Genomic DNA, 15825 nt, shown 5'->3' with positions numbered 1-15825 from the left:
ACGTTGGCGGGAGGTGGTCCCGGCGCACTCCCGCGGCGGGCACGCACGTGACCCCGCCTCTCTCCCGCTCTTCTCCCCTCTTGCCGACCGCCCTGCGACGACGCCGGGCGCGAGGAAGGACGACCGATGACGCAGCACGCCTCTCCCCGACCGTCGCGCACCCACACGGTCCTCACGTCCGTCGCGCTCGCCGTGCTCGCCCTCGCGGTGGCCGGCCTGATCGCGTTCCTGCTCGTGTACAACGGCAAGGTCGCCGACGGCGCGACCCGCCTCGACGACGGGGCCGCACAGCTCTCCGACGGCGCCACGACCCTCGCCGACGGGACCGCCGAGGCCCAGGCCGGCGCCCAGCGCCTCGCTGACGGGGCCGGCGACCTGGAGGACGGCGCCGGCGATCTCGTCGCCGGGGCGCAGAAGGCCTCCGACGGCGCCGCCCAGCTCGCCGCGGGCGGTACCACCGCGCTCGACGGGGCGACCGAGCTCGCCGCCGGAGCGGACGAGCTGAACGCCGGGGCCGCCCGCCTCGCCGCGGGCACGGGCGACGCCGCGAACGGCGCGGCCCGCCTCGCCGCGGGCAGCGCGGACCTCGACGCCGGGGCCGCCCGCCTCGCGTCCGGCAACGCGCGCGCCGCCGACGGTGCGTCGCAGATCGCCGCGGGAGCGGGCGACCTCAGCACGGGCGCCGGCGACCTGAGCGCCGGGGCCGCGCGCGCCGCGGACGGTTCCGCCGACCTCGCGTCCGGAGCCGGTCGGCTCGCGACGGGGGCCGGCACCCTCGCCGCGGGGACGACCGAGCTCCGCACCGGCGTGCGCGAGAGCCTCGGCGCCGGGGTCCAGGCCCTCGACCAGGGCCGGGCGCAGCTCTCCGGCGGCGCGGCGCGCCTGGCCGGCGGAGTCGCCACGGCCGACGGCGCGGTCGGCACGATCCAGGCCGGGGTCGACGAGCTGCGGGGAGGAGCGGCCCGGGCGCGCGGTGGTGCGGTCGCCCTCGGCGGAGGCGCCGACCAGCTGCGGGGTTCTGCCGACGAGCTCCAGCGCTCCGCCGTGACCGTCGGGACCAACCTGGACGGCCTTGCGGCGCAGCTGGACAGGATCGCGCGCGGAGAGGCCGCAGCGACCCCGGAGAGCCTCGGGACGATCGCGGCGTCCCTCCGTGCCCTGGGCAACGGCACCGAGTCGGCTCCCGGCGCGTCAGCGCAGATCGCGGTCGGCGCGGGACGACTGGCGTCCGGCGCGGGTGAGCTCTCCGTGGGGGCGGCCGACGTCACCGCCGGTATCGACCAGCTCTCGGCCGGCCTGGGGACCGGCACCCCGGAGCGGCCCGGGCTCACCACGGGGCTCGCGCGGCTCCGCGCGGGCCTCGGCGAGGGCACCCCCGCGCAGCCGGGTCTCGCAGCGGGGGTCCAGCAGCTCCGGACCGGCATCGACGTCCAGCTCGCGGGCGGCATCGACGCGCTGGCTACCGGTGCCACGACCCTGGACGGCAAGATCGGCGAGCTCGAGACGGGTGCCGCGACGCTCCACGGGAAGGTCGGCGAGCTCAGCGCCGGCGCCTCGAAGGTCGCGGACGGCAACGCCGACCTCGCCGCAGGTGCCGCGCGCGTGAGCGGCGGCAGCGCGCTCCTCGCGACGAAGACCTCCGAGCTCGCGACGGGCACGTCGGACCTCGCCACCGGTGCCGCCGACCTCAAGGCGGGGACGGCCAGGGCCACGACCGGCGCGGCCGATCTCTCCGCCGGCACGGTGCGGCTGCGCACCGGCGCAGGCGACCTGTTCGCCGGGACGATGCGCCTCGAGGACGGGACCCTGCGCCTGCAGAACGGGCTCACGACGCTCTCCACCGGCGCGACGACCCTGGCGGCGGGCAACGCCGCGCTCGCCGAGGGCTCGACGACGCTGCACGCCGGGACGACGACGCTCGCCGACGGCGCGTCGGACCTGCACGACGGCAGCACCCGCATCGCGGACGGCGCCGCCGCGCTGTCCGACGGCACGGGGACCCTCTCCGACGGCACGGCGGAGCTCAAGGACAGCGTCGAGAACAGCCCCGTCGGACGGGTGTCGCTCGGCATGTCGGCGCTCGTCGGCGGGACCGTGCTCGCGGGTGTCGCGGGCGTCGGGCTCGGGCTGCGCCGTCGGCTCGCGGCGGTCTGACCGACCGCCGCGCACGGCCGGGCGGACCCTCCTCACCGCCCGGCCCCCGACTCGGGGGCGGCTTCACGTCGACGGTGTCGCCCCCGCGGGCGGCGGTCCCGGTGGACAGGACTCCGGGACCGCCGCCCTTCTTCCTGTCCCCCGGCGCTCGGCGCCCGGGGCGCGTTCGGGAACGGCCACAGGCACCGGCTACCGTGACCGCGTGACGCTGCTCCTCCAGCTCGTGCTGGCGCCGGCCCTGGTGGTCGCGTCCACGCTCGCCGGACGGCGCTGGGGAGCCCGGCTCGCGGGGGTGCTCGTCGGGCTGCCGGTCGTCGCCGGGCCGATCCTGCTCATCACCACGCTCGACCACGGCACCGCGTTCGGCGCCGCCGCAGCGTCCTCGGCGCTCCTCGGCCTCACGTCCCTCGCCCTGTTCGCCGTGGTGTTCGGCTGGTGCTCGCGCCGGACGGGCTGGGTGGGTGCGCTCGCGGCGTCCTGGGCCGCGTGCCTCGTCGCGGACGTCGCCCTCGCCCGGCTGACGCTGCCCGCCGGGATCGCGTTCGTGGTGGCGCTCGCGACGTTCTGGGGCGCGTCCCGGGTCATGCCGCCCGACGGGCCGGGCACCTCGCCGCCCGTCGCGGCGGCGCCCTGGTGGGACCTGCCGGCGCGCGCCGCCGCGACGGCGACGCTCGTCCTCGCCGTCACCACCGCGTCAGGCGCGCTCGGGCCCGCGATGACGGGCGTGCTCGCGCCGTTCCCGATCGCGTCGAGCGTGGTCGCGGCCTTCGCGCTCGCGCAGCGCGGGTCGGCCGAGACGGTCCGCCTGCTGCGCGGCATGCTGGCCGGGCTCACCGGGTTCGCGGTCTTCTGCCTCCTCGTCGCGCTCCTCGTGGACCGGCTCGGTGTCGCCGCAGCCTTCGGGATCGCGCTGGCCGCGAGCCTCGCCGTCCAGACCGTCGTCCCGCTCGCCGGTCGGCTCGCGGTGGGCGCGGCGGGCCGGCGCCGCCGCTACTGACGACGGTGCCCGGCGCGCACTCCGGCGCCGCCGCTCACCGGGCAGGTCGACCGACGGGCACCGCGCCGGCAGCGGTCACGACGCGACGACCCGGGCGCGGCTCATGGTGACGTACGCCGAGAACCCCGCCCGCCGGGCGAACCGCACCGGACGGCGCCCCGTCTCCGTGAACCCGAGCTTGCGGTAGAGCCCGAGCGCCGGGGCGTTGGTGTCCTTGATGTCGCGCAGCACGAGCTCGTCGTACGGCAGCGTCATCAGGTGGCGCATGAGTGCGGTGCCCACACCCTGACCCTGGTGCTCCGGCGCGGTCGTGACGAACCCGATCTCGGCGAGGCCGTCCCGTGCACCGTCGTACGCGCCGAGGAACTGGCTCCGGACGATCCGGTAGCTGATCGCGCCGTGGACCCGACCCCACGTGTCCCGGAAGGGACGTTTCTCGGGGGCGAAGCACTCCTGCGCGCCCTCGGTGACCGAGGCGACGGCGGCGGGCTCGCCGTCGACGACCGCGACGTAGAACCGTTCGAGGACGAGCATGTGCGCGAACGCGTCCGCCAGCTCGCGCGGGTCCTTCGAGAAGTACGCGAAGTCGTCCGCGAAGCCGCGCACGAGCACCTCGGTGATCCGCCGCCGACTGCTCTCGCCGAGCTCGTCGCCGCGCCTGATCTCGATCATTCGTTCCCTGCTTCCTGGGTGAGCTCGCCGCACGGATCGATCTATCGGCGACGACGGCGCGCGAACACGGCCGCCGCCGCGCCGAGGAACACCAGGACGAGGACGACGCACCACGCGAGGGCGAGGGCCGCCGTCGGGCCCAGGTCCGTGACCGGCGCCCCCGTCGAGTCCGTGCCGACGAGCAGGCCGCGGATCGTCTCGATCACCGGCGTGACGGGCTGGTGCTCCGCGAACCCGCGCAGCCATGCCGGCATCGTCTCCGGCGGCACGAACGCGCTCGACACGTAGGGCAGGAAGAGCATGAAGAAGCTGAACCCCCCGGCCGCCGCGGGCGAGCGCACGAGCACGCCCACGAAGGCCGCGACGCTCGTGATCGCGAGCACGTACACCGCGACGACCCCGAGGGCCCCGAGCCACTCGAGAGCGTCCGCGTCGGGCCGGAAGCCGATGAGGAACGCGACGCCCAGCACGACGGCCGTCGTCACGAGGTTCTTCACGACGCTCGCCACGACGTGCCCCACGAGCACCGTCCAGCTCGCGATCGGCATCGACCGGAACCGGTCCATGATGCCGCCGGACATGTCCTGCTCCACGGCGATCGCCGTGTTCGACGCCCCGTAGCCCGCGCACAGCAGGATGATCCCTGGCGTCGCGTACGTGACGTAGTCCGTGCCGACGCTCATCGCGCCGCCGAACACGTACACGAACAGGATCATGAGCATCACGGGCAGCACGAGCGCGAGGATCAGCTCGTCCGGCTCGCGGCGCACGAGCCGCAGCGAGCGCGCGACCATCGTCCCGGCGTCGGCGAGCACGTGGCGGCCCGGCCGGGCCACGGGAGCGGGGAGGCGCGGCGTCGTGCCCGACGGCGCGGCGGTGGTCAGGGCGGTCATGCTGCGGTCCCCTCGTGGGCGGTCGCGACGTCGTCCCGGTCGCGCGTCCGCGCGGCGTGGCCCGTCAGGGTGAGGAACACGTCGTCGAGCGTCGGCGCGCGCACCTCCCACCGCACGGGCTCGACGCCCGTCCGCGCCACCGCGGCGAGGACGTCGCGCACGTGCTCGACCGAACCGTCGGTCGGCACGCGGAGCGTCGCGGAGCTGACGGCGGGCGCCTCCGGCCAGGGCCCTGCGGACCCGACCGACGCCGCCTCGGCGACCGACGCGAAGGTGAGCTCGATGCTCGCGTCGCCGACGCGGCGCTTGAGGTCGGACGGGGAGCCCTCGGCGACGACACGGCCGTCGTCGACGAGCGCGACGCGGTCGGCGAGCTGGTCGGCCTCCTCGAGGTACTGCGTCGTGAGGAACAGGCTCGTGCCGTCGGCGACGACGCCCCGGATCACCTCCCACATGGCCTGGCGGCTGCGCGGGTCGAGGCCGGTGGTGGGCTCGTCGAGGAACATGACCTGGGGACGGGTGAGCAGCCCGGCCGCGAGGTCGAGCCGACGTCGCATGCCGCCGGAGTAGGTGCCGACACGCCTGTCGGCGGCGCCGGCGAGGTCGAACGCGTCGAGCAGGCCGTCGACGCGGGCACGCGTGGCACGACGCGGCAGGTGCGCGAGGCGGCCCATCATCGTGAGGTTCTCGCGCCCCGACTGCTTCTCGTCGACCGCAGCGTACTGCCCGGTGAGGCTGATGAGACTGCGCACGCGCGCGGCGTCGCGCACGACGTCGTGGCCCGCGACGGTGGCCGTCCCGCCGTCGGGGCGCAAGAGCGTGGCGAGGATGCGGACGGTGGTGGTCTTCCCCGCGCCGTTGGGGCCGAGGAGGGCGAGGACCTCGCCGCGGTGCAGCGTGAGGTCGACGCCGTCGAGCACGCGGACCGACCTGCGGGCGGAGCCGTAGCTCTTGCGCAGGCCCTCGGCACGCACGAGCACGTCGGGTGCTGACATGGGGACTCCTGGGGACTCCTGGGGACGTCCCGAGAACAGCGTTGGAGAGAAACTGTTTATGGACGCTAATGTTCTGCTGACGGTAGACACAGTTTCGCGAGCGGTCAAGGCCCGCGGGAGGATGACGACATGACCGGGACCGACGCCGACGACCGACCCCGCACCGACCGACCGGCCGCCGGGACGGAGCTCCCGCCCGTCGTCGCACGACTCTGGGGACGCGGCCACGCGCCGCGGCGCGGCCCCAAGCCCGCCCTGAGCGTCGAGCAGGTGGTGCGTGCCGCCGTCGACCTCGCCGACGCCGAGGGCCTGCCCGCGGTGTCCATGGCGCGCGTCGCCGAGTCGCTCGGGTACTCGTCGATGGCGCTCTACCGCTACGTCGAGAGCAAGGACGAGCTCCTCGTCCTCATGGCCGACGCCGCCGCGGACGTGCTCGAGCTGCCGCCGTACGACGAGGCCGACTGGCGCGCCGGGCTCGCGGCGTGGACGCGCGCGCAGATCGCGGGCGTCCTCGCGCGGCCCTGGTTCCTCGACCTGCCGCTCACGACCGCGCAGGTCGGCCCCCGCCGCCTGCGCTGGATCGACCGCGCGTTCGCGATCCTCGCGCCGCTCGACCTGACCACGGACGAGAAGCTCCAGATCGTGGGGCTCCTCGCGCAGCACGTGCTCGGCGAGGGGCGCGTCCAGGTCGAGACCCGGCGCGCCGCCGCCGAGGCCGTGCGCCACGCGCAGGGGCTCCCGGCCGACACGCCCGAGGCCGAGCTCGACCAGGACGCAGTCGCGGCCGCCAACCCGTACGCCGACTACGAGCTCGTGCTCACCCGGCTCGTCGACCCCGAGACGTACCCCGCCCTCACCGGGGCGCTCGCCGCGTGGACGCCCGCCGAGGCCCAGCCCGACGACGGGGAGAGCGACATCGGGTTCGGGCTCGACATCCTCCTCGACGGGATCGAGGCGTTCGTCGCCAAGCGCGCGGCCGCCCGCGGGGCCGCCGGCGGCGCCTGACCGCCGCGCGGTACCGGGTCAGGGGGTGGGCTGGGCCGGGGCGTCGGGAACCTGGACCTCGGGCAGGTCCGGCAGGTCGAGCGTCGGGACGTCGATGCTCGGGATGTCGATGTCCTCCATCCGGTCGCGCAGCTCCTCCTGCCGGGTGCGGTTGTTCTCCTGGATGCAGGCGAGGCGGGTCACGGGGCGGCCGGCGCACTCCTGGACGTCCGAGTCCGGGTCGCGCGGGGCCTTCGGTGCCTGGACGTACCGGCCGTCGGCGTCGTGCTCGCCCGGGCTCACGGGCAGCGCTGCCAGCGCCGCCACGCCGCCGAGCGCGAGGAGCGTCGTCGTGACCAGGAGGACGGCGGCACCCAGCCCGGCGCGGACGGCGGCCCCGGCACCGGCGACCGGGCGCTCGTCCGACGCCGCACGCTGCTGGGCCGCCACGCGCCACGCGACCCACAGCCCGACCGCGACCGGCAGGACGAACGCGACGACGGCGAGCGCCGCGACGGGCCGGGCGTCGCCGCGCGCGAACGCTCCCGGGCCGATCGCGGCGACCACGATCGCGACGAGGCCCATGACCACCGTGCGCCGCACGACGGCGCCGCGCAGCCCTGAGCGCAGCCCGGCGATGCGGGCTGCCCCCGCGGGACCGGGCGGGAGGTACCCGAGCTCGCGCGTCTGCGTGAGCATCGCCGCGTGCAGGACCGCGGACGTCACGGCCGTGACCGCGAGCACCACCCCGAGGCCGACGAGGAACCAGCGCACGACGACGGCGTCGCGCACCACGTAGAGCAGCGCGAGACCCGCGAGCACCCCCGACCAGCCCACGACCACGGCGGCGACGGCCGGGCCCCGGAACGGCGTCCGGCGCAGCGTGCGGCGCAGCAGGCCGCGCGGCACCTGGAGGAGGACGGGCAGCACGCGCAGGGCGGTGATCCCGGTCCACAGCAGGACCACGATCCCCCAGACCGGGACGCTGCCGACGTACGAGTCGCTCATCGAGAAGGCGACGACCAGCGCGACCGCCCCGACGAGCAGGACCGGCATCTCGACGAGTCGCAGGATCTGCTGCCACACGCTGAGGTGCAGCAGGTAGCCGGCCTCGGCGTGCTCGGGGTTCATCGCGAGGACGCCGCTGTACCCCTTCGCGCTGCGGCCGGCGTCGAGCGCGAGCGCCGCGTCGAGGTAGAGCAGGTCCTCGTGCTCCGGGGCGACGGCGAGGCCCTGGCGCACGAGCGTGCGTGCCCGGTCGTCGTCGCCGAGCCTCGACCACAGCCGCGCGGCCTGCACGAGCCGGTCGGGGTTCTCCGGGGCGAGCGCGAGCGCCGACTCGATGCGCTCGCGCGCGAGCCTCCGGTCGGCGCCGCGGACCCGGCCGGACAGGTGGGTGTCGGCGAGCTGGAGGTGGTACCGCGCGTCGTCGGGGTCGAGCTCGAGCGCCTTCGCCGCGGCGTCGCGCGCCCCGGCCACGTCGCCGGTGTTCTGGCGCGCGATCGAGAGCAGGTACAGCGCGCCGTCGGCCGCGGGCTGGGCGCCGACGACCTGCTCCAGGAGCGGCAGCGCCTCGGCCGACCGCTGGAGGTGCAGCCGCACCCAGGCGGCGGCGAGGAGCAGTCGCGGGTCGTCGGGCAGGCTCGCGAGCGCGTCGTCGACCTCGTCGAGCGCGCGCTCGGGCCGCCCCATCTGGACGAGCAGCTCCGCGCGCGAGGCGACGGCGCGCGGGTCGGTCGTGGCGCTCACGGTCGGGGCCGCCGGCTCAGAGCATGCGCCGCGCGCGCAGGTACGCGGCGAGGTCGTCGTAGCGGCCGTCGTTGTTCGCGAACGTGACGACGTTGCGCGCGGACTGGAGCCACGCCGTCGTCGAGGGACGCACGTCGGCGAGGGCGGCGTCCAGGTCCGCCATGGTGATCGGCCGCACCTGCCCCGACGCGATCGAGTCCATCATCGCCTTCTCGGCCGCCGTCGCCGCGAGGTGCTCGAGGTCGGCGCCGGAGAAGCCGTCGGTGCGCTGCACGACCGAGCGCAGGTCGATCCCCGCGACCGGACGGCCGGCGAGGTGGTGGCGCAGGATCGCCTCGCGCGCCGGCTCGTCGGGCGGCAGCACGAGCACGACGCGGTCGAACCGCCCCGGGCGCAGCAGCGCGGTGTCGACGTCCCACGGGTGGTTCGTCGCGCCGAGGACGAACAGCCCGTCGTTGTCGGAGCCGATGCCGTCCATCTCCTGGAGGAGCTGGTTGACGACGGTCCGCATGCCCGACGATCCGGAGTACTGCGCGCGCTTGCCGCCGATCGCGTCGACCTCGTCGAGGAACAGCACGGCGGGCGCGAGCCGGCGTGCCTTCTGGAACAGCGCGTGCAGGTTCTGCTCGCTCTCCCCGATGTACTTGTCGAGGATGTCCGCGAGCGTCACCGTGAGGAACCGCGCGCCGAGCTCGCCTGCGACGGCCCGGGCCATGTACGTCTTGCCGGTCCCGGGCGGCCCGTAGAGCAGGAGCCCGCCCCGCAGCGACTTGCCGAACGCCTTCGCGATCGCCTGGTGGCGCATCGGCTCCAGGAACGCCTCGCGGATGCGCTGCTTCACCGGCTCCAGGCCGCCCACGTCCGCGAGCGTCACCGTCTCGCGCGAGACCTCGAGCAGGCCGGACCCGTCGTCGGGGGCGTCGTCGCGCGCGGGGACGAGGAACGGCTGGCCACCCGGTGCGGGCGGCGCGGTGCCGTCGGCCCCCGCGGGGGGAGCGGAACCCGGCCCGGCGGGCGGCAGGGCGGGCTCCTGCCCGGGCGGCGCCTCGACGGCCGGTGTCTCGACGAACGGTGCCGGGACGTGGACGCCCACCTCGTGCTCCAACCGGTCCCAGTCGATGCCCGACGGCGCCGCGGGGCCGGGTGCTGCGGGGACCCCGGCGGTCGGGGACCCGGGCGCAGGCGCGCCGGGCGCGCGCGGGACGGTCGCGTCGGACGGCACGCCCGTGATGATCCCGTCGTCGACGCCGCCCGGCGCCGACGTCGGTGCGTGCAGCCCGGCGACCGGCCCCGACGACGCGGCGGGGCCCGTCGCGGACGGGTCGGCCGCGGGGCGGGCTCCCGTCGCCGCGGCGACGGCCGAGTCCTGGACGAGGCGCAGCGCCTCTCCGTCGGCCCGGTCGATCCGCAGCGCGGCGCTCGCCTGCTCGAGCGCCTCGACCGGGTGCCCGGCCGCCAGCAGGAGGCTCGCGTAGTGGACGCGCAGGGGGGCGCTCGACGGCGCCGCCGCGACGGCGGCGGCGAGCGCGGCCAGGGCGTCGGACATGGGGTGCTCCTCGGGTGGCGCGGGCGGGACGACGACGCCGGTGCACCCGCGTGCGCGGCCGGCCGGGAACAGTGTGCCCCGGACCGGTGACGCCCGACCATCGGCACATCTCCCCACGAGACGCCTGACCATCGGCACATCTCCCCACGAGGCGCCGCCCCGGGAACGTGAGCGTGCACAGGCCCGGATCGCGCGGTCCCCGTCCACAGGGGGCGCCGGGAGCGGACCAGGTGTCGGCGGGACCGGGCAGAGTGGGCGCATGACGACCGAGACGCCCCCGCCGACGCCCCTCGTGGTGCCCGACGACGCGCCCGCCTCCCCGCAGCCCGGCGCCCGCTGCTTCGGCGACGGCGACCCGCTCTACGAGCAGTACCACGACACCGAGTGGGCGGTGCCCGTGCACGGGGACACGGCGCTGTTCGAGCGCCTGGCGCTCGAGGGGTTCCAGTCCGGCCTGTCGTGGATCACCGTGCTGCGGAAGCGCCCCGCCTTTCGCGAGGTCTTCGCGAGGTTCGACCCGGTGGCCGTCGCCGCGTTCGGCGAGCCCGACGTCGAGCGACTGCTCGGCGACGCCCGCATCATCCGCAACCGGCAGAAGATCACCGCCACGATCGACAACGCGCGCGCCCTGCTCGCGCTCCAGGAGAGCGGGCGCACGCTGGACGAGCTGATCTGGTCGTTCGCGCCACCGGCCGGTCGCGAGCGCCCGGCGACCTGGGGCGACGTCCCCGGGCTCACGCCCGAGTCGACCGCGCTCTCGAAGGCGCTCAAGAAGCAGGGGTTCCGGTTCGTCGGGCCCACGACGGCCTATGCCGCGATGCAGGCGTGCGGGCTCGTCGACGACCACCTCGCGACGTGCCCGGTCGTCCTCGGCGGGGTCGAGCGGTCGCGAGATTCGCTATAGCAAAAACCGCCCGCATCGTGGGACGAGGTGCGACCATGGTGTCCATGAGCGCGTACGTGTCGGTCCTCGACCTCTTCTCCGTCGGCGTGGGGCCGTCGAGCTCGCACACCGTCGGGCCGATGCGGGCCGCGAAGGCGTTCGTCGCGACGCTGGACCACCGGGGTGCGCTGGGCGACGTCACGGGCGTGCGCGTCGTGCTGTGCGGGTCGCTCGGGGCGACGGGCGTCGGCCACGGCACGCCGGACGCCGTCGTCGCGGGGCTGCTCGGCCTCGACCCCGAGACGTGCGATCCCGCCCGGGTCCCCGGCTCGTGGGAGAAGCTCGGCGACGGCGCGCCCGTCGCGCTGCTGGGCCGGCACCGCATCACCATGACGAGCGAGGACGTGCGCCTCGCGCCGCTGACCCGGATGCCCGGCCACCCCAACGGCATGCGCTTCACCGCGCTCGACGCGAGCGGCACCCCGCTCGCCGAGGAGGCGTACTACTCGGTGGGCGGGGGGTTCGTCCTCACGGCCGCCGAGCTCGAGTCCGCCGCCGCGAACGAGGCCGCGCAGCTCGGCGCCGAGCTCGCGGGCGAGGCGATCGACCCCCGGACCGAGCCGTCGGGCGTGCCGTTCCCCTTCGCCAACGCCGCCGAGCTCCTCGCCCTGTGCGAGCGCGAGCGCACGTCCATCGCGGCGGTCGCGTGGGCGAACGAGTCCGCCCTGCGCCCCGCCGCCGAGGTCGAGGCGGGCGTCGACCGGATCTGGGACACCATGAGCGCGTGCGTCGACGCGGGCCTGGAGCGCGACGGCGTGCTGCCCGGGCGGCTCCGGGTCCGCCGTCGGGCACGTGCCCAGCGCGAGCGCCTCGAGCTCGCCGACGAGCGCGGCGCCGACACGGCGATCGAGTGGCTCCAGGCGTTCGCCATGGCGGTCAACGAGGAGAACGCCGACGGGCGTCGTGTCGTGACCGCCCCGACGAACGGCGCCGCCGGGATCATCCCCGCGGTCGGCCGCCACTTCCTGCGCACCCACCCGGACGTCGCCGCGGACCCCGCGCGCCGGCGTCGGGCCATGCGCACCTACCTCCTCACGGCCGCAGCGATCGGCGCGCTCTACAAGCGCAACGCGTCCATCTCCGGCGCGGAGGCGGGCTGCCAGGGCGAGGTCGGCTCCGCGTGCTCGATGGCCGCGGGCGCGATCTGCGCCGTCCTCGGCGGCACCCCCGCCCAGGTGGAGAACGCGGCCGAGATCGCGATGGAGCACAACCTCGGGCTCACGTGCGACCCCGTCGGCGGGCTCGTCCAGGTGCCCTGCATCGAGCGCAACGCCATCGCCGCCTGCACCGCCGTGTCTGCAGCCCGCCTCGCGCTCCAGGGCGACGGCTCGCACGTCGTCTCGCTCGACACCGTCATCGAGACGATGCGACAGACCGGCGTCGACATGTCGACCAAGTACAAGGAGACCTCGACGGGTGGCCTCGCGGTCAACGTCGTCGAGTGCTGAGCCGGAGCGCAGCGGAGCAAGCGCAGGCTTCAGCACGACCGACAGATCCCGTGCCGAGCCGGAGCGCAGCGGAGCGAGCGCAGGCTTCAGCACGACCGACGGATCGAGTGCTGAGCCGGAGGCCGGCGCTCACCAGGTGCGACGCACGGCCGCCTTGGTGCCGGTGACGAGGCTGCGCGGCGGGACGTCGTCGGCCACGACCGCTCCGGCGGCGACGACCGCGTCGTGCCCGATGGTCACGCCGGGGAGGATCGTGGCACCGGCGCCGATCCACACGTTCTCGTGCACGTCGATCGGGCCGCCGGTCAACCAGACCTTGCGGTCGTCGGTGTCGACGGGGTGCCCGACGGTGATGAACGTGACCCGCGGGGCGACCATGACGCGCTCGGCCAGCCGGATCCCCGCGTAGTCGAGGAAGGTGCAGTTCTGGTTGACGAACACCCGCTCCCCCAGCTCCAGGTTCAGGCCGTGGTCCGTGAAGAAGGGCGGGTAGATCGTCACGCGCGGCGGCAGCGGGCGCCCCAGGATCTGCTCGAACAGCCGCGCCCGGCCCTCCTCGTCGTCGAACGGCAGGACGTTGAGCCGTGAGGTGAGCTCGGTGGCCCGCAGCACCCTCTCGGTCATGGCGCGGAACTCGGTGCCGTGGATGCGCATGAGCAGGTCGCTGGGCATCCCCCGATCCTGCCCCGGTCAGCGGACGGCGCGCGACGCCTCCCGGGCGGCGACGACCTCCTCGACGACGTCGACCACGCCGTCCTCGCCCGGCGAGACGGCGATGCGCTCGCCGATGCGGCCACTGGCTCGCGCGTACGACGGGTCGGCGAGCAGACGCCGCACCGCGCGCCGCACCTGGGCGGGCCGCGGCGTGCTCGTCCGCAGCCGCACGCCGGCACCCGTCCAGGCGACGCGCGCCGCGACCTCGGCCTTGTCCTCGGTCTTGCCCGCCACGACCACGGGGACGCCGTGCCGCAACGCGTGGTGCACGCCGCCGTAGCCGCCGTTGGTCACGAAGACCGACGTGCGCGGCAGCAGCGCGTCGTACGGGAGGTACTCGGCCGCGCGCGCGTTCGCCGGGAGCGGGCCGAGCGAACCGACGGGGCGTCCGCCCGTCGCGGCGACCACGAGCACGTCCTCGTCGGCGAGCGCGCGCAGCGTGGGGACGAGGAGCTGGGTCGGGTCCTCGTTCGCGACGGTCCCCTGGGTGACGTGGACGACCGGCCGGCGGGTGTCGAGGTCGCCCCACCACGCGGGGAGGTCGCCGTTCCCCGGCGCCGGGCGGGGTGGGCCGACGAACCGGACCGGGGTCGCGACGTCGGGCCGCGGGTACTCGAGCTCGGGGACGGTGAGCTGCACGACGGCGTCCGCGTCGGCCGGCCAGCCGAGGAAGAAGGTGCCGCCGGGCTCCCCGCCCGTCGCGCGGACCATGTCCTGCGCGGCGCGCTGCGGAGCGGCGAACGCGACGCCTTCGACGAACCGGTGCAGCACCCTGTTGCGCGCCACGCCGAGCGGTCCCCGCGCCGGCAGGACTCCGAGGCCGAACGGCGCGGTGCGGTCGCTCTTGAGCCCGAGCGGGAAGATGCCGAGCGCGAGCACCGGCGGCCGACTGTCGACGGGTGACGCGACGAGCGCCATCGCGCCGAGGAACAGCGGCTCGACGAGCACGGCGTCGGCCGGGCGCGAGGCGAGGGCGCCGACCACCGCACGGTGCTGCGCGACGCCGGGCCCGACGAAGATCTCGAGCATGTCGTGCCGGATCGCGTCGAGTCCCGTGCGCCCCGCGCGACCGGGGAAGGCGGCCGCGAGGTCCCGGTCGTCGAAGTCGGCCTCCGCGGGGAGGGGGAGGAACGTGGCGCCCGCTGCCTCGACGGCCGCGGCGAACCGGGACCCTGTCAGGAACCGGACGCCGTGCCCACGGGCGACGAGAGCCCGGGTGACGGCGAGCAGCGGGGTGACGTGGGCGTGCACGGGTGTCGAGCAGAGCAGGACGTCGGCCATGGGTGGTGCCTCTCTCGTGGCGGCGCGCGGCGCGCCGGACGGACGGGAAGGGCGCAGGACCGGGCCGTCCGCGCGGGGACGCCGGTGGGGAGCCGGCGTGTGAGAAGATCGATCAACCGTCAGGAGTATTCATCACCTTTAAGGGGTAGTCAATAGTGGTGCCTCGTCCCTACACGTCGGACCTCCGCGCCGAGCAGGCCGCACGCACGCGCGAACGGGTCGTGCGCGCCGCCGCGCAGGAGCTCGCCGAGCGCGGCTACGAGCGCACGACCCTCGCGCGCGTCGCCGAGCGCGCGGGGGTGTCGCTCGAGACGGTCAAGGCGCACGGGCCCAAGCGGGCGCTGCTGCTCGCCGCGTTCGAGCTCACGTTCGCCGGGTCCGAGGGTCGGGAGTCCTTGGGTGAGCGGCCCGAGGGTCGCTCCGTCGCCGGCACCGCCGACCCCGAGGAGTTCCTCGACGGGCTCGTCGCGCTCGTCGCGGCGGCGAACGCCCGCGTCGCCGGCCTGTGGTCCGCCTTCACGTCGGCGGCACGCTCCGACGAGGCGGTCGCCGCGGAGCTCGACGCGCTCCTCGGACGCCGCCGCGCCGACCTGCGCGCGAGCGTGGACGTGCTCGTGGCGCACGGGTTCCGCCCGCACTCCTCCCGGGAGGAGGCGGCCGAGGCCCTCTCCTACCTGCTCGCGCCCGAGGGCTGGGCCCACTTCGTGAAGGGCGCGGGATGGTCGGACGGGCGGTACCGCGCCTGGCTGCGCGACGCCGTCGTGCGCCTCGTCGCGGCACCGCCCGCCGGGGAGGCGAACGCCTGAGCCCTGGCGCGCCGTCGGGAACCGCGTCTACCGTGTGCCATGAGCACGCTCACCCCCGGCTTCCACGGCCGGCCACGCCCGCAGGGCGTGGCGCTCCCGCCGGGCCAGTACGTCGAGACCGGGTTCCCGGTGCTCTCGGCAGGGCCCACACCGCGCGTCGACACCGCGACCTGGCGGCTCGACGTGACCACCGAGACCGGCACGACCCACGCGTGGTCGTGGGCGGACCTCATGGCCCTCCCGCAGGACGAGCCGACCGTCGACATCCACTGCGTGACCCGCTGGTCCAAGTTCGGGACGTCGTGGCGCGGCGTCTCTCTCGACACGCTCCTCGCCGACGTGGAGTCCACCGCCGACTTCGCGATGATCGGCTGCTACGGCGGGTACACGACGAACCTCCCGGTCGCGGAGCTGCTGGGCGGAAAGGCCTGGGTCGTGCACACGTTCGACGGCGCCCCGCTCCACCCCGTGCACGGCGGCCCGGCGCGGCTGCTCGTGCCGCACCTGTACTTCTGGAAGTCGGCCAAGTGGGTCAACAGCATCACGCTGATGCCCATGGACCGGCAGGGCTTCTGGGAGCGCCTGGGCTACCACGACCTCGGCGACCCGTGGCGCGAGCAGAGGTACCAAGGTGATTGAGGTT

The 15825-nt window shown here is 75.7% G+C and carries 14 protein-coding genes; 7 read left to right on the top strand and 7 right to left on the bottom strand.

Features of this window, described 5'->3' with window-relative positions; translation table 11 throughout:
• Positions 1–126: 126 nt before the first annotated feature.
• Positions 127–2154 (top strand): YhgE/Pip domain-containing protein, encoded by a 2028-nt coding sequence (locus CCE02nite_RS00895; RefSeq protein WP_141387286.1) that lies wholly within the window; start codon positions 127–129, stop codon positions 2152–2154.
• Positions 2155–2356: 202 nt separating this feature from the next.
• The gene (locus tag CCE02nite_RS00890; RefSeq protein WP_141387284.1) at positions 2357–3151 is read left to right on the top strand and encodes a hypothetical protein; all 795 of its coding nucleotides are present in this window, start codon (positions 2357–2359) and stop codon (positions 3149–3151) included.
• 75 nt (positions 3152–3226) lie between these two features.
• On the opposite strand, the gene CCE02nite_RS00885 is transcribed toward CCE02nite_RS00890, so the two are convergent.
• From CCE02nite_RS00885 to CCE02nite_RS00875, 3 genes are read right to left on the bottom strand one after another with little or no spacing between them, the layout of a single operon-like run.
• A complete protein-coding gene (locus CCE02nite_RS00885) occupies positions 3227–3823 on the bottom strand; it encodes a GNAT family N-acetyltransferase (protein ID WP_141387282.1) in 597 nt (198 codons plus the stop codon).
• Between the two features lie 41 nt (positions 3824–3864).
• Positions 3865–4716 carry an ABC transporter permease gene (locus CCE02nite_RS00880; RefSeq protein ID WP_141387280.1) on the bottom strand — a complete coding sequence of 284 codons (852 nt, stop codon included), beginning with the start codon at positions 4714–4716 and terminating at the stop codon, positions 3865–3867.
• Positions 4713–5711, bottom strand: a complete 999-nt coding sequence (locus CCE02nite_RS00875) for an ATP-binding cassette domain-containing protein (protein ID WP_141387278.1) — start codon at positions 5709–5711, stop codon at positions 4713–4715. The genes CCE02nite_RS00880 and CCE02nite_RS00875 overlap by 4 nt, the downstream gene beginning before the upstream one ends.
• A 129-nt stretch (positions 5712–5840) precedes the next feature.
• On the opposite strand from CCE02nite_RS00875, the gene CCE02nite_RS00870 reads away from it, so the two are divergent.
• A complete protein-coding gene (locus CCE02nite_RS00870) occupies positions 5841–6716 on the top strand; it encodes a TetR/AcrR family transcriptional regulator (RefSeq protein WP_141387275.1) in 876 nt (291 codons plus the stop codon).
• Positions 6717–6734: 18 nt separating this feature from the next.
• On the opposite strand, the gene CCE02nite_RS00865 is transcribed toward CCE02nite_RS00870, so the two are convergent.
• Both CCE02nite_RS00865 and CCE02nite_RS00860 read right to left on the bottom strand, forming a co-directional pair.
• The gene (locus CCE02nite_RS00865) at positions 6735–8444 is read right to left on the bottom strand and encodes a tetratricopeptide repeat protein (protein WP_141387273.1); all 1710 of its coding nucleotides are present in this window, start codon (positions 8442–8444) and stop codon (positions 6735–6737) included.
• A 16-nt stretch (positions 8445–8460) separates the two neighbouring features.
• On the bottom strand, positions 8461–9990 hold the full coding sequence (locus tag CCE02nite_RS00860; RefSeq protein ID WP_141387271.1) for an ATP-binding protein: 1530 nt from the start codon (positions 9988–9990) through the stop codon (positions 8461–8463).
• Between the two features lie 259 nt (positions 9991–10249).
• Between CCE02nite_RS00860 and CCE02nite_RS00855 the strand changes: the two genes are divergently transcribed.
• Positions 10250–10894 (top strand): DNA-3-methyladenine glycosylase I, encoded by a 645-nt coding sequence (locus tag CCE02nite_RS00855; RefSeq protein WP_141387269.1) that lies wholly within the window; start codon positions 10250–10252, stop codon positions 10892–10894.
• A gap of 44 nt (positions 10895–10938) precedes the next feature.
• The gene (locus tag CCE02nite_RS00850; RefSeq protein ID WP_141387267.1) at positions 10939–12381 is read left to right on the top strand and encodes an L-serine ammonia-lyase; all 1443 of its coding nucleotides are present in this window, start codon (positions 10939–10941) and stop codon (positions 12379–12381) included.
• A 129-nt stretch (positions 12382–12510) separates the two neighbouring features.
• On the opposite strand, the gene CCE02nite_RS00845 is transcribed toward CCE02nite_RS00850, so the two are convergent.
• A complete protein-coding gene (locus CCE02nite_RS00845; protein ID WP_141387265.1) occupies positions 12511–13053 on the bottom strand; it encodes a DapH/DapD/GlmU-related protein in 543 nt (180 codons plus the stop codon).
• Between the two features lie 18 nt (positions 13054–13071).
• A complete protein-coding gene (locus CCE02nite_RS00840) occupies positions 13072–14376 on the bottom strand; it encodes a glycosyltransferase (protein ID WP_141387263.1) in 1305 nt (434 codons plus the stop codon).
• Between the two features lie 158 nt (positions 14377–14534).
• Between CCE02nite_RS00840 and CCE02nite_RS00835 the strand changes: the two genes are divergently transcribed.
• Together CCE02nite_RS00835 and CCE02nite_RS00830 are read left to right on the top strand one after the other, a co-directional pair.
• Positions 14535–15182: a TetR/AcrR family transcriptional regulator gene (locus tag CCE02nite_RS00835; RefSeq protein ID WP_255318556.1), complete on the top strand. Its 648-nt coding sequence runs from the start codon at positions 14535–14537 to the stop codon at positions 15180–15182.
• Positions 15183–15221: 39 nt separating this feature from the next.
• Positions 15222–15821, top strand: coding sequence for a sulfite oxidase-like oxidoreductase (locus CCE02nite_RS00830; protein WP_047231004.1), 600 nt, complete (start codon positions 15222–15224; stop codon positions 15819–15821).
• Positions 15822–15825 lie beyond the last annotated feature (4 nt).

It is taken from the genome of Cellulosimicrobium cellulans (assembly GCF_006539945.1).
GTDB lineage: Bacteria > Actinomycetota > Actinomycetes > Actinomycetales > Cellulomonadaceae > Cellulosimicrobium > Cellulosimicrobium cellulans.
Note: the sequence above shows the minus strand (reverse complement) of the source record. Positions and strands in the feature narration are given on the sequence as shown.